Here is a 14,632-nt window from a genome sequence, read left to right as displayed (position 1 = left end):
GGCACCGTGGGCTCCTGCGCTATCTGCCCGAGGCCACCCGGGCGGATGCCGGCTCCAGCAATGCGGCACGCGCATAGGATCTTGCCATGATCGCGATGACGACAAGCTGCAGCTGGTGGTACAGCACGATGGGCAGAAGGATCATCCCGCCCATGGGGCTGGCGCCGAACATGATCTGCGCCATGGGCGCCGCATTCGCAAGACTCTTTGTCGAACCGCAGAAAACGAACGCCGCCTCATCGGTGCGCGACAGCCCCGCCAGTCGGCTGATCCACTTGCAAAGAGCCAGGATCGCGAACAGCAGCAACACGACAATCATGCCGATGCTCAGCATCAGTATCAGGCTGTATTGCGACCAAAGACCGCCGGCCGTCGCGTTGGAGAATGCGTTCAGCACGATGAGCACGATCACGGTACGTTCGAACAGGCCCGTCGTACGCTTGCGTGCTTGCAGCCATCTGCCGATCAAGGGATGAAACAGCTGGCCCGCCAACAAGGGAAGCAACAGCAGTCTGAGGATACGCACGAACGCATCCGCCATGGTAGCGGCATGTCCGGCACCAGCCGGATCCTCGGGATGCAACGTCAGCCCGAAGGACAATCCCGCTGCCACGTCGGACCCGGCACCGGGCAACGTCATGAGCAGAGCCATGAAAAACGGCGTTACGAACAAGCCGAGCAGACCGGACAAAGTCGCATTGAATATCGCGATCGGAACATTACCCAAGGCGATCGCGGTCATCGCGATCGAGGAGGAGATCGTTGAGGATAGAACGCCCAGAAAAAAAATCCCGAGCCGGGTTTCATACGGCAGCCAGGACGCACCGCACCAGTAGACCACGAAACAGATCGCAGGAAAAATCAGAAAAGTGATGCTCTGGATCAACATGTGCACGCGCCAGCGCCCCGACTCTGCCCGCAGGGTCTGCGGTGACAATACGGCGCCATGCAGAAAAAAGATCAAGGCGATCCCGATCTGATTCATTCGTTCCAGGTGCAACAGTCCACCGCTGGCACCGGGTGCTGGCCACATCAGGGCAAGCACGATCGCCCCAAGCAGCGCCAGTAGATAGCCATCCGGCTTGAAGATCCGCAAGCTCAAATGTTCCTCGGTGCGCGCCAACCCGCACCGGCGCACGATGTCCCCGGTGGATTCGCGTTACAATGACTCGATTTAAATTTCAATGATCGATCCGAGTGATTGAGCTGATTGACCGACCCTGATGGGAGATCCCGTGTCCGCAAGCCATGAACCGAGAGCCCCTCGCCGCGTCATGATTATCGATGAAGATGCATCGATGCGCGAGACTGCCTTGAGTCTGCTCAAGGCGGCTAACATCGAAGCCGTGGCGGCCGCGGACGGCGAGGAGGCGCTTGCGCTGTCGATGCGCCAATGGTTTCCGGTGCTGCTCACGAATCGGCACATTCCGGTCATCGACGGCATCGAACTGGTACAGCGCGTACGCGCCATCGCCATCGCCCCCGTGTACGTCATCATGCTCTCCGCGGACGGTACGACGACACACGAGCATGAAGCCGGCTACTGTGCCGGCGTGGATCACTATCTGCCCCGCCACAGTCTCGATGCCGAACTGATTGCTCGGGTGAACACCGGATTTGCTGCAATCCGACGCCGCCAGTCGACGGCGACCGCTCGCGGCAACGGTCTGATGATCATCGACTTGAATAGCGGAGCACATACGGCGCGCCATCTCATCGGCCGGCTGCACGCGGAAATTGCGCTGGCAGCACGCCGGCGCACACCGCTCACCGTGATCAGCGCCTGTATCGAGTCCGACGCCTCCCCCGGCGGTACGCTGAGCGGCCAGACCGCAGCCTCTGCCGCGCTGCTGACCGCCGTCCGCGGCTCCATCCGCGCGGGTTTGCATTGGGTGGCACGTCTACCTGCCGTGCTCAACCTGTACAGACTGGCGATTGTGCTGCCTGAATCCGACGCCGCTGAAGTCATGGCGGTGACACAAGGCATCCGCAACGCCTTTGCGCCCTCTCAGGGGGCCGGCGCATCAGGTGCGATGCAGCTGAGTATCGGCTCTGTCGTCCTTGCGCACGATGGGAACGCGCCGACAGCCCTGGAGCTGCTGGGCGAGTCAGAGCGCCGGCGCCGCGGCGTGGGCGAACGGACGGCCGATGAGATTCAGCACGTCCAGAGTGAAGCCGTCCGGGATACGACCGAAGCGCAGGCAGGCGAAACGGCAATCCGGCTAGAATAGATCGGGATCGGCTTCCACGACGGCGCCGCCGCCGCCGGTCACGATCGCCGCCTGGGCGCGCACCTCATGTAGCGCGTGCTGCAGGAAAAACCGCGTCGTCTGCAACTTGCCGGAGTAGAACCCGCGATCCTCATCGATTCGGCCGGCTGCCTGACTTTGCGCCCGCGCCATCAGCCAGGCACCGATCGCATACCCGCTCAGCATCAGGTAGGGCACGGCGATCGCCTGGACGTGCTCCGGACCACGCCCGGTGAACTCCAGCACTTTCGCCGTCGCCTCCTTGAGCAGTTCAACCGCCGCAAGCGCGGCGGACCGGTCGCCGGCTGAATCGCTCGGCGCCTCCCGGCGCAGTTCCTCGAGCATGTCCGCAATGAGCGCGCCCATCGCCGTACCGCCGTCCCGGCCGACCTTGCGCCCCACCAGATCGTTGGCCTGGATACCCGTCGTGCCTTCATAGATCGTGGTGATACGTACGTCCCGATAGTACTGCGCGGCGCCGGTTTCCTCGATGAAGCCCATCCCGCCGTGCACCTGCACGCCCAGCGAGGCGCTCTGCACACCCATCTCGGTGGCCCAGGCCTTGATGATCGGAATCAGCAGGTCGCCGCGCGCCTGTGCTGCCGCGCGGGTCGCCGCATCGGGATGATATCGGCCCAGATCAAGCTGCAGAGCACCGTACAAGGCGACGGCACGTGCAGCTTCCGTCTGCGATTTCATCGCCAACAGCATGCGCTTGATATCGGCATGAAAAACGATCGGCAAGGGTTTGTCCCGGACGGGCGCGGTTGCCTGCGCCGGACGGCCCTGCACTCGTTCACGCGCATACGCCAGCGCATGCTGATAAGCCCGTTCGGACAAGGCATAACCTTCCAGACCGACCGAAAGACGTGCGGCGTTCATCATGATGAACATGTATTCCAGACCACGATTGGGTTCACCGACCAGATAGCCGACCGCGCCGGCCTTCTCGCCATAGGACAAGACGCAGGTCGGGCTGCTATGGATGCCGAGCTTGTGCTCGATGGACACACAGCGCACATCGTTGGGCTCCCCCAGGCTGCCATCCGCGCCGACCAGCACCCTCGGCACGATGAACATGGAAATCCCTTTGATGCCGGCAGGAGCACCCTCGATACGCGCCAGTACCATATGAATGATGTTCGGTGTGTAGTCGTGCTCCCCATAGGTGATAAAGATTTTTTGCCCATGCAGCCGGAAGGAATCGCCCTCGGGAATGGCGCGCATCCGGATCGCTCCCAGATCGCTGCCCGCCTGCGGCTCGGTCAAATTCATGGTACCCGTCCATTCGCCCCTGATGAGCCTAGGCAGGTAGAGATCCTTCTGCCGGGACGTACCGCAGCGGTGAATCGCCTCGATTACCGCCTGGGTCAGCATCGGGCACAGCTTGAATGCCAGATTCGCCGAGCCCCACAATTCCTCCACCGCCGTTCCCAGCACCGTGGGTGCGCCCTGGCCCCCGTATTCCTGCGTCGCTCGCAACTGCGGCCAGCCGCCGGCGACGAATTGCCGATAAGCCTCCTTGAACGCCGGCGGCATCCGCACCCCGTCGGGCGTCCATTTCGCTCCCTCCTGATCGCCGAGAACGTTGATGGGATCCAGCACCTGCTCGGCGAATTTCGCTGCCTCCTGCAACACCGAGTCGGCAAACTCCGGCGAATACTCCGCCAGTCCGGGCAATCCCTCGAGCTGACCGTCGTCGATGAGCTGGTGCAGGACAAAGCCGAGTTCCTTCAATGGAGCGTGGTACATGGGACACCCGATGGGTTAAGTTCCGTGATTATCGACAGCGATGCCGAGCGCGGCACAGGTATTCGAAGCCGCGGCTCGTACGCACCGAAAATCGCCGCTGATCAGACACTGCGCCGATACTGGCCGCCGACATCGTATAGCGCCCGTGATATCTGCCCCAGGGAGCAATGGCGGACGGTACGAACCAGGGTCGAAAAAATGTTTCCTCCTGAAGTTGCAGCTTGCTGCAGTTCCTGGAGTGCCGCCGGTGCACGCTGCGCATTGCGCGTCTGGAACGCTTTTACCGCATCCACCTGCGCCTGCTTTTCCTCCTCCGTGGAACGAATCAGCAAGATGTCCTGCTGCGCCGCCTGCTGGTCCGCCTGCGACAGGAAGGTATTCACACCGATGATGGGCAGGGATCCGTCGTGCTTCATGCGCTCATAATGCATGCTCTCCTCCTGGATCTTGCCGCGCTGATACATCGTCTCCATGGCGCCGAGCACGCCGCCGCGTTCGGAAATGGACTCGAACTCCTTGTATACGGCCGCCTCGACCAGGTCGGTCAACTGCTCCAGGAAGTAGGAACCCTGCCAGGGATTCTGGTTCTTGTTCAATCCCAACTCGCGATTGATGATCAGCTGGATGGCGACCGCACGGCGCACACTTTCCTCGGTCGGCGTCGTCAACGCCTCGTCGTAGGCATTGGTATGCAGCGAATTGCAGTTGTCGAACAGTGCGTACATCGCCTGCAGCGTCGTACGGATGTCGTTGAACTGGATCTCCTGGGCGTGCAGCGAACGTCCGGAAGTCTGCACATGGTATTTGAGCATCTGGCTGCGCGGCCCCGCCTTGTATAGATCGCGCATGGCGCGCGCCCAGATGCGCCGCGCCACCCGGCCGATCACGGCATACTCCGGATCCATGCCATTGGAGAAAAAGAACGACAGATTAGGGGCGAAATCGTCGATACGCATGCCGCGCGCCAGATAATACTCGACGATCGTGAATCCGTTCGCCAGCGTGAACGCCAGCTGACTGATCGGGTTGGCGCCGGCTTCCGCGATGTGATAGCCGGAGATGGAGACCGAGTAGAAATTCCGGACCTTGTTCTCGATGAAATACTGCTGCACGTCACCCATCATGCGCAGCGCAAACTCGGTCGAAAAGATGCAGGTATTCTGTGCTTGATCCTCCTTGAGAATATCCGCCTGCACCGTGCCGCGCACCAGCGACATGGCCTCGGCACTCAGGCGTGCGTACTCTTCCGGCGTGAGAATCTCGGGACAGACCAGGTCCTCCGCGGTAAGCCCCAGCAATGCAAGACCCGAACCATCATGTCCGGCCGGCAGTTCGCCGCGATAGGTTGGTACGACATGCCCGGCGCCGCGGATTTTCGCGTGCAGTTCATCGATCCGTTTTGTTGCCCGGTCCCAGCGTGATTGCTCGTGCAGGAATCGTTCGACACGCTGATCGATCGCGGCATTCATGAACATCGCCAGCAGCATGGGCGCAGGGCCGTTGATCGTCATCGACACCGACGTCAGCGGCGCACACAGATCGAAGCCGGAATACAGCTTCTTCATGTCATCCAGCGTTGCGATCGACACGCCGGAGTTGCCGGTGCGGCCGTAGATGTCCGGACGCGGATCCGGATCCTCGCCATACAAGGTGGTCGAATCGAACGCCGTGGACAGCCGGGTGGCGCCATGCCCGCCCGCCAGGTAATGAAAGCGCCGGTTCGTGCGCTCCGGCTCGCCCTCTCCGGCGAACATGCGGATCGGATCCTCTTCCTCGCGGCGGTACGGATACACGCCGCCGGTATACGGATAGCTGCCCGGCAGATTCTCGGTCAGGATGAACTCGAGGATTTCGCCCCATTCATCGGTCTTCGGCGCCGCCAGCTTGGCAATGGAATTGCCGCTGAGGCTGAGCGTATAGTTCTCGCCCGTAACCAACCGCTCGCGCACCTTGTAGGAATACTGGGCCTGGGTGATCTCCTTCACCCGTTGCGGCCAACGCTTCAGCTCCTCGACGCCCTGCGTGCCGATCGAATCCAGCGCTGTGTTGTAGGCGACACGCAGTTGGCGGCGCGTCTCATCGACACCGTCGTCGCTCAATGCAGCCTGCGGATAACGCTCCAGCGCTGCCGGCAGAGCGGCATCGTGCAAGGCTCGCAGTCCCGTATATAGCCCATACGCGGTACGTGCCGCGGCAGCCGCCGAACGTGCATCGGCATGCGCCCTGCGGCCGTTCGCGGCAATCTCCGCCAGATAGCGTATACGTTCGCCCGGAATGAGCGGCTCCCGCGAGGAGAATTCCTCCGGTCCGACGATCGAGGGTACCCAGATATTCCGGCCGGCCGGCCCGGCCTGCATCCCCTCTGCCGCGGCGGCCGCCATCTCATCGAGTGCCTTGCAGATCCGGGCGAACAAATGATTCACGCCGGGATCGTTGAAGCGGCTTGCGATCGTCGGAAAGACCGGAACCTCCGCATCCGGCCGGCCGGCCTGTTCCTGATGATTGCGCCGCCACTGCTTGCGAACGTCACGCAAGGCATCCTCGGCACCGCGCTTCTCGAACTTGTTCAGCACGATCATGTCGGCATAGTCCAGCATGTCGATCTTCTCGAGCTGGCTGGCGGCGCCATATTCGCTGGTCATCACATAGATGGACAGATCGACCAGGTCGGCGATCTCGGAGTCCGACTGTCCGATGCCCGCCGTCTCGACGATGATCAGATCGAAGTTCGCCAGTTGCAACAGACCGACCATGTCCTTCAGAACCGCGCTGGTCGCCAGATTCTGACGGCGTGTCGCCAGGGAGCGCATGAAAATATTCTCGGCCGCCAGCGCATTCATACGAATGCGGTCGCCGAGCAGTGCGCCGCCTGAGCGCCGCCGGGTCGGATCCATCGCCACGACCGCGATCTGGCGATCGGGAAAATTACGCACGAAACGCTGTAGCAGCTCGTCGTTGAGGCTCGATTTACCGGCCCCCCCCGTGCCGGTCAGACCGATCACCGGCGCTCGATGCTTCATCTTGGCGACTGCGCGCCGAATCGTATCCGCGATCTTTCCTTCCGGCGCCTCCTCCAGCGCCGACACCGTGCGCGCCAGCCGGCCGTGCTCGCGAGCGCTGACCGGCGCGAAGGCGAATGCAGGGCGTTTGGCGGCACGCACACGCGCCAGGACATCCTCGATCATGCCATCCAGACCGCTGCGGCGCCCATCCTCCGGTGTGTAGATCCTTTCGACTCCATGCCGCTGCAGCATCTCGATTTCGTGCGGCGCGATCGTGCCGCCGCCGCCGACGACCACGCGAATGTGTTCCGCACCCAACTCGCGCAGCATGTCCACCATATAGGCGAAATATTCGTTATGTCCGCCCTGGTAGGAGGAAACGGCCACTCCATCGGCATCTTCCTGGATGGCGGCGCGAACGATATCCGCCACGCTGCGGTTGTGGCCTAGATGGACGACCTCCGCGCCATGCGCCTGCAGCAGGCGGCGGATCATGTTGATTGCCGCATCGTGCCCATCGAACAGGGAGGCCGCACTGACGAAACGCAGCGGCCGCTGCGATGCCGGACCGGCCGCCCGTTCACCAGATTCCGAAGAGACCGATTGCCCGCTCATCACCCCTCCACCACGCTCCGTTTCATGCGCCGCCTCCCGAGCCATTACCGCCGACACCGGCTTCACCCGGTACGGCGGCGACAGATCCTAGACTATACCCTCCAGTATACATGACTATACTTATGGGTATACTGGTTGAAATCCGCTAGTGATGGTCGCGGATCCCGGACCGGACGGCGGCGCAGCACGAATCCGGGAGCCACGGACTATGATGGCGCTGAACCCCTCGTACCTGCAGCGGGTTCTACGACCTCGGAATGGATCGGCTCCAAGCCGAAGAGTCTCGTTTGCGCCCACGGTTTGCGCCCACGCAAGCCCGGGCGGACACGGATATGCACATTTTCGGGAGCATATGGCGATGGATGCACGAACCGGCAAAAACTCCCAGGAGGCGCCGAGCGGCCGGGATTTGTGGGATTCCGTGGATGCGCGCGCGCGCGACCGCGAGCGCAAGCGCGAGGCCGTCATCCTGACCGCCGCCCGCGCCTTCCGACAGCGCGGCTATCACAACACTTCGCTGGACGATATCGCACGCGAACTCAGCGTGACCAAGCCCACTGTGTATCACTACGTCGCCAACAAGGAGCAATTGCTGTTCGAATGCTTTCGTACCGGCCTGGGGCTGATCATGGCTGGATTCGAGGAGGTATGCAGTTCGGCCGGCAGCGCGCGCGAACGCCTGGCTTATGTCATGACCCGCTACGCCGAAGCCCTGACCTCGGACTTCGGCTGGTGCATGGTTCAGGCGGAAAACCAGGATCTCAGCCCCGCCATGAGCCAGAAGGTGAAGCAGCTGAAGTCCAAAATCGACCAGGGAATCCGGCGGCTTCTCCAGGAAGGCATCGCCGATGGATCGATTCGGCCCTGCGACACGAAGATCACCGCATTCGCACTCGCCGGGGCCATGAACTGGATCGCCTACTGGTATAAGAGCGGCGATTCCCTGACCGCGGACGAGATCGCCCGCCGATTCATGGATCTATTCGAGCTGGGGCTGCAGCCGCGCTGAGACCCTATGCGGCGCTTCCGCCGGGTGGCGGCTCCTGGACCGGCGCATAGTGACTCAGCCACATCACCAGCTTTCCCTGCCCCTGCGTCAACTGTATCAGCCGATCGGGAAACCCGAACAACGCCACCTGAGGGCCTGTGGCCCGTACGATACCGAAGCTGCGATTGACTTCGGCATCCATGATCGAGGCCGTCCGTAGATACAGATCCCGACGCACCGCATCGAAATACTGCGGCGCGCACAATACGCGCAATCCCATGTGCGGCTCCTCGATCTCGGCCCCGTGACGATAGCGGATGGCCGGCGGATCGATCCCGAGAGCGTTGCCATAGACTTCCCGAAGTACCCGCAGCGGCCGCTCCAGCGCCATCTCGGTTTCCGCCAGCAGGGTGAGGCCGCGGGCGCCCGCGGCGAAGGCCGTATCCTCGCGGCGCGGCAGCACTTCCATCGCCTGGCGGGCGAACGCCAGCTGAAACCGCTCATGTCGATGCCAACACCGGCATTCGATCGGAAGTTCCGGATGCACTCATTCCCTCCTGCGATACGATTTCGATGGCATGGACGACATCAAGACAGGCGGTAAACAGGTGACATAAGAAAACTGCATGACAAGGTGCGGCAGACGCCGCATGGGCTAAATCAGGGGTGAGAATACAAACAGGGAGCAGGGACGGGGCCGAAGGCTGACGCCGTGTACCGCGTCAGCCCGGGGACCGCCCCCCGGCAAGGCAAGCCGTATCCCCCCAGTTGGCCTCCCGGCAGGCAAAGCTGCGCGGCTTTTTCGGTCGGGGATACCCGGCAGGATCCAAGCTGCCGCCGCTCGTCATGCCCAGCTCATCAGCTTCGCCGCGGTAGGCGCGGAAGCATGCAAAAACGATAAAAAACGGCAAAACACCAGCGAATTCATGAGTCCATTCTTATAGCTTATCGCACGCCTATTTCAAGCCTGGGCGCTCCAAACTTGACAGCAGAGCGCGAATAACTATGCTCGACGATATGTTGCCGGCTTTTTTCACCCAGTATCGCCTGTATCGTGCAGGCCAGCTCGTCCAGGGCCCCCTACCCCGGGTGTAGGCGCTTTGCCGCTACTCGCCCGGGGGACTCCGTGCGAGATTTTACAAGCAGCTCGAATCCGACGATCTCCTCTGTCGCGTAACCCGTGGGGCCTGCTCACTCGCCGTCCCGGTATTGATGAATCTGACATACCTGGCCGCCCGAAACCATGGCGGCAATTTTAAGTTACAACCAGGCATGGTGCTCAAATGACTCGTGATAATATGACTCCCGACACTTCGAACCGCACCGGCATACCGGCGCGTCCACGTATCATCATTTCGGCCACCGATCACGCCCGCCTCATGCGACTGGCGGAAGTCGCGCAGGAGCGTACGCCTTCGGCGGGCGTGGCGGATTATCTGTCTGATGAGCTCAGTCGGGCGCAAATCGTGCCGGACGGAGAAATGGATGCCAGCATCATTCGCATGGGGTCACATGTGACCTACAGCGATGCGGCCACCGGCCGGACACGCAAAGTGTCACTGGTCTATCCGGAAGCAGCCGATATCAATCTCGGCCTGATCTCCGTGCTGACGCCGATCGGTGCCGCATTGATCGGCCTGAGCCCCGGCCAGTCGATAGACTGGCCGACTCCAGGCGGCGGCTCCGGCAAGCTTACGGTGCTCGAAGTCGACAATGAGGAATCGGCGCAGAAGGACTGATTTCTAGAGAATCATACTGGTAAAGACGAGGAGCGAGGGTGACAGACAATACATCGATAGAAGGAATCATCGCAGAAGTCATCCGGCGCAACCCCGGTGAGGCTGAGTTTCATCAGGCAGTGCGCGAAGTCGCGGAAACGCTGGGGCCGGTGCTGCGCAAGCATCCCCAGTACGCCAAGCATAAAATCATCGAGCGCATCTGCGAACCGGAGCGCCAGATCATTTTTCGCGTGCCCTGGCAGGACGACCGGGGCGAGGTACAGATCAACCGCGGTTTTCGCGTCGGGTTCAACAGCGCGCTCGGCCCCTACAAGGGCGGGCTGCGTTTCCATCCTTCCGTCTATCTGGGAATCGTGAAGTTTCTGGGTTTCGAGCAGGTCTTCAAGAACGCAGTTACCGGCATGCCGATCGGCGGCGCCAAGGGCGGCGCCGACTTCGATCCCAAGGGCAAGTCCGACAATGAGGTCATGCGCTTCTGTCAGAGCTTCATGACCGAACTGTATCGGCATCTGGGCGAATATACCGACGTGCCCGCCGGCGACATCGGGGTCGGCGCGCGTGAAATCGGCTTCCTGTTCGGCCAGTACAAGCGCATCACCAACCGCTACGAATCCGCCGTACTGACCGGCAAGAGCCCCGACTGGGGCGGCTCTCTGGTCAGGCGTGAGGCAACCGGCTACGGTCTGGTGTATTTCGTCGAGGAAATGCTCAAGGCACGCGGACAGACGGTGGCAGGCAAGACCTGCATCGTCTCCGGCTCGGGCAATGTCGCAATCTATGCGGTCGAAAAACTCCAGGCGCTCGGCGCCAAGGTTGTCGCCTGTTCCGATTCGAACGCGGTGATCCACGACCCGAACGGCATTCGCCTGGATACGCTCAAGCAGATCAAGGAAGTCGAACGCCGACGTATCAGTCATTACGCGCAGGAGCATCCGGACGCCCAATGCCTGGGTGCCAACCAGCTGTGGAATATTCCCTGCGAAGTTGCCCTGCCCTGCGCCACCCAGAACGAGTTAAACGAGCAAGCCGCGCGCACGCTCATCGCCAATGGCTGTATTGCCGTCGGCGAGGGCGCGAACATGCCCACGACGCCCGGCGGCGTAAAAGCCTTTATGGAAGCCGGCCTGGCCTACGGCCCCGGCAAAGCGGCCAATGCCGGCGGTGTCGCGACTTCAGCGCTGGAAATGCAGCAAAACGCCAGCCGCGATGCCTGGAGCTTCGAATACACCGAGAAGCGTCTGCACGGCATCATGCAGAACATCCATAACGACTGCCATGAAACCGCAGCGGAATTCGGCGCGCCTGGTAACTATGTCATGGGCGCGAACATTGCCGGCTTCCGCCGCGTCGCGGAAGCCATGCTGGCGTTCGGCGTCGTTTAGGCGGCAGAACATGGCTCAGGCCGGCCCAGGGCTGTGCATCACCTCGCCTTGAACTCGCGGCGACGGCGATGCAGGATGTGCTCCGTATAGCCATTGGGCTGCGCGCGCCCCTCGAACACCAGTTCACAGGCGGCCTGGAATGCAACGCTGGCTGCAAAATCCGGCGACATCGGCCGGTATTGAGGGTCGCTCGCGTTCTGTTTGTCCACGACCGCCGCCATGCGTTCGAACGTGGCGCGCACCTGCTCGGGCGTGCATACACCATGATGCAGCCAGTTCGCCACGTGCTGGCTGGAAATGCGCAGGGTCGCGCGATCCTCCATCAATCCCACGTCATGGATATCGGGCACCTTGGAACAGCCCACACCCTGATCGATCCAGCGCACCACATAACCCAGAATACCCTGGATGTTATTGTCCAATTCCGCCTGGACCTCGTCGGGGGGCCAGGCGCCGTACGCCAGCGGCGGCGTCAATAACTCATCCGTACCGGTGGGCGTGGAGCGCGCCAGCGCCTGCGTCAGTGACGCCCGAACCTGCGCCACGTCGACTTCGTGGTAATGCAGCGCGTGCAGGGTGGCCGCCGTCGGCGACGGCACCCAGGCCGTACTGGCGCCCGATCGCGGATGCGCGACTTTGGCCTTGAGCATCGCCGCCATCAGATCCGGCATGGCCCACATGCCCTTGCCGATCTGCGCCTTGCCGGAGAAACCGGTCGCAATGCCGATTTCCACGTTGCGCTTCTCATAGGCCTGGATCCAGGGCTGCGCCTTGATCTCCTCCTTGCGCAGCACCGGGCCCGCTTCCATGGCCGTATGAATCTCATCGCCGGTACGATCCAGGAATCCGGTGTTGATGAATACGATGCGTTCGCGCACCGCGGCAATGCAGGCTTTCAGGTTCGCGCTGGTGCGACGTTCCTCGTCCATGACCCCGATCTTCACCGTGTGGCGAGCCAACCTGAACGCATCCTCCACCGCATCGAACAGCCAGTCGGCGATCGCCACTTCCTCGGGGCCGTGCAGCTTGGGCTTGACCACATACACCGAACCGGTGCGGCTGTTCCTGCGCTGGCCGCGAAGGTCATGCAGCGCGATCGCCACCGTAGTGAAGGCGTCGACGAGCGTCTCGAACACCGGCCGACCGCCATGGCGCACCATGTCGGTTTCCATATGATGCCCGACATTGCGCACCAGCATCAGGCTGCGTCCCGGCAGAATCAGCTGCCCGCCACCCGGCGCGTCGTATACCCGATCCGGATTCAGGCGCCGCGTGATCGTGCCGCTGCCTTTCGCAAAGCTCGCCTCCAAATCATGCCTCATCAGGCCGAGCCAATTGCGATAGACGGCGATCTTTTCTGCCGCGTCCACTGCCGCGACGGAATCCTCGCAATCCTGGATCGTGGTGAGCGCGGACTCGAGAATCAGATCGGCGACGCCCGCCGCATCGTCGCGGCCGATCGCATGGTTGCGATCGATGAGGATTTCCAGGTGCAAGCCATGATGCTTCAGCAGCACCGCCTCCGGCGCCTGTGCCGGCCCACGCCAGCCTGCCAGCAACGCCGGCTCCGCCAGCGAGGTGGTCTTCCCGCTCTGCAGCTGTACTTGTAGACGGTCGGCTTCAATGAAATAGGCGCTTACCTCGGCATGACGGCCATCGATCAATGGTGCGATCCGATCCAGGAACTCGCGTGCGTAAGCGATCACCGCAGCACCGCGCCGCGGGTCATAGCCCTTCGCGCCGGCCACCACCGGCGCCAGCGCGTCGGTGCCGTACAGAGCGTCATACAAGCTCCCCCAGCGCGCGTTGGCGGCATTCAGCGCATAGCGGGCATTATTGACGGGAACCACCAACTGCGCACCGGCAACTTCGGCGATCTCGGGATCGGTACCGGCCGTGCTGATGCGCACGTCTGCCGGCTCATCGACCAGATAACCGATGGAACGCAGAAAGACGGTTTCCTGGACAACGTCGTAAGGTTGACCCCGGCACGCACGCCGGCGCGCGTCGATCTGCGTCTGCAGCTCATCGCGCCTGGCCAGCAGCGCCGCGTTGCGCGGCGTGAATTTCTCCAGCGTCCGCTCCATACCGCCCCAGAATTCATCCGGCCGCAACTGCGTTCCCGGCAGCACTTCGTCATTTACGAAAGACAGAAACGCCGCGTCGACTTCCAGCATTCCGACATTCACACTCGTATTCATTCGTTCAGACTACCTCGCGATAGGACGGATCATGCAGATCCGGCGGTGCGGCTGCTTGGCTGCAGCTACCCCAGCTGCCGCCTTAAATTCTCCCATCAGTGACCGAGGCAAGTTCCTCCAGTTGACAGCGACGGGACAGTGTATTTACGCGCTCTGAGCACCCTTTGCAACTCGAGCGGAGACCTCTTTCAGACACCAACTCTTGCTCTCGAATTTCGGTAGATGCAAGCGGCGCATCAGACGATCGAGTAGAGGCATGACGACGACGTCACCGAGCAACTTCGGCCAATTGCCTACAGGTCGGCTAGAGGTAATGATCGTTGAGAACCTCTCGCTGCGGCTCACGAGCACATCGGCTAGTAATCCCCCTCTTTGTCCGTAGGACTGAGAAGTCGGATCAGCCAGTCGGCAATCTTTGTGTTCTCGGCATCCAGCTTTGGTTCGTACCGATAGCCCCCGGCGAAAGTACCTGAACCATCTGTTCGGGCATCTGCCTGCAGCGAGCGCTCTCGAGCAGATCGAGTCGCCGCCCTGGAGCCTCAACGAGGTGCTGGACAAGCACTCGAGCGCAGCGAAGGTAGCCGCGCCTGAAAAAGCGGCCGGCCCCAGCGGGGCGAGGCGAGCGTCGCCTACGCGAACCGACAGAGCCTAGCAAGTACGGAGATAATCGAACCCTATTAATCAGCAAGTGCCGCCGATATGGA

At 62.0% G+C, this 14,632-nt stretch carries 10 protein-coding genes; 4 read left to right on the top strand and 6 right to left on the bottom strand.

Annotated features, from left to right (window positions below):
• Nucleotides 1-19: 19 nt before the first annotated feature.
• Nucleotides 20-1,102 carry a bile acid:sodium symporter family protein gene (locus ACG33_RS02045; RefSeq protein ID WP_157071634.1) on the bottom strand — a complete coding sequence of 361 codons (1,083 nt, stop codon included), beginning with the start codon at nucleotides 1,100-1,102 and terminating at the stop codon, nucleotides 20-22.
• 172 nt (nucleotides 1,103-1,274) lie between these two features.
• On the opposite strand from ACG33_RS02045, the gene ACG33_RS02040 reads away from it, so the two are divergent.
• On the top strand, nucleotides 1,275-2,231 hold the full coding sequence (locus ACG33_RS02040) for a response regulator (RefSeq protein ID WP_066918283.1): 957 nt from the start codon (nucleotides 1,275-1,277) through the stop codon (nucleotides 2,229-2,231).
• On the opposite strand, the gene ACG33_RS02035 is transcribed toward ACG33_RS02040, so the two are convergent.
• Complete coding sequence (locus tag ACG33_RS02035; RefSeq protein WP_066918281.1) at nucleotides 2,223-4,001, bottom strand: acyl-CoA dehydrogenase; 1,779 nt, start codon at nucleotides 3,999-4,001, stop codon at nucleotides 2,223-2,225. The two genes, ACG33_RS02040 and ACG33_RS02035, sit on opposite strands and share 9 nt — an antisense overlap.
• 101 nt (nucleotides 4,002-4,102) lie before the next feature.
• Nucleotides 4,103-7,618, bottom strand: a complete 3,516-nt coding sequence (locus ACG33_RS02030) for a methylmalonyl-CoA mutase family protein (protein ID WP_083537125.1) — start codon at nucleotides 7,616-7,618, stop codon at nucleotides 4,103-4,105.
• A 358-nt stretch (nucleotides 7,619-7,976) separates the two neighbouring features.
• Between ACG33_RS02030 and ACG33_RS02025 the strand changes: the two genes are divergently transcribed.
• A complete protein-coding gene (locus ACG33_RS02025; protein WP_083537122.1) occupies nucleotides 7,977-8,627 on the top strand; it encodes a TetR/AcrR family transcriptional regulator in 651 nt (216 codons plus the stop codon).
• Between the two features lie 4 nt (nucleotides 8,628-8,631).
• Here ACG33_RS02025 and ACG33_RS02020 read toward each other — a convergent pair whose 3' ends face one another.
• The gene (locus ACG33_RS02020) at nucleotides 8,632-9,153 is read right to left on the bottom strand and encodes a hypothetical protein (RefSeq protein ID WP_066918278.1); all 522 of its coding nucleotides are present in this window, start codon (nucleotides 9,151-9,153) and stop codon (nucleotides 8,632-8,634) included.
• A gap of 751 nt (nucleotides 9,154-9,904) precedes the next feature.
• Here ACG33_RS02020 and rnk point away from each other — a divergent pair.
• Together rnk and gdhA are read left to right on the top strand one after the other, a co-directional pair.
• Nucleotides 9,905-10,345: a nucleoside diphosphate kinase regulator gene (gene rnk / locus ACG33_RS02015; protein WP_066922688.1), complete on the top strand. Its 441-nt coding sequence runs from the start codon at nucleotides 9,905-9,907 to the stop codon at nucleotides 10,343-10,345.
• Between the two features lie 38 nt (nucleotides 10,346-10,383).
• Nucleotides 10,384-11,727 (top strand): NADP-specific glutamate dehydrogenase, encoded by a 1,344-nt coding sequence (gene gdhA / locus ACG33_RS02010; RefSeq protein WP_066918277.1) that lies wholly within the window; start codon nucleotides 10,384-10,386, stop codon nucleotides 11,725-11,727.
• A 38-nt stretch (nucleotides 11,728-11,765) separates the two neighbouring features.
• Here the strand turns inward: gdhA and ACG33_RS02005 are convergent, their stop codons facing one another.
• The gene (locus ACG33_RS02005) at nucleotides 11,766-13,928 is read right to left on the bottom strand and encodes a malate synthase G (protein ID WP_066918275.1); all 2,163 of its coding nucleotides are present in this window, start codon (nucleotides 13,926-13,928) and stop codon (nucleotides 11,766-11,768) included.
• Between the two features lie 144 nt (nucleotides 13,929-14,072).
• Nucleotides 14,073-14,273: an ATP-binding protein gene (locus ACG33_RS16995; protein ID WP_407696470.1), complete on the bottom strand. Its 201-nt coding sequence runs from the start codon at nucleotides 14,271-14,273 to the stop codon at nucleotides 14,073-14,075.
• Between the last annotated feature and the right edge of the window lie 359 nt (nucleotides 14,274-14,632).

The sequence above is a fragment of the Steroidobacter denitrificans genome, assembly GCF_001579945.1.
Classification (GTDB): domain Bacteria; phylum Pseudomonadota; class Gammaproteobacteria; order Steroidobacterales; family Steroidobacteraceae; genus Steroidobacter; species Steroidobacter denitrificans.
This window is presented reverse-complemented; position numbering and strand designations above follow the sequence as displayed.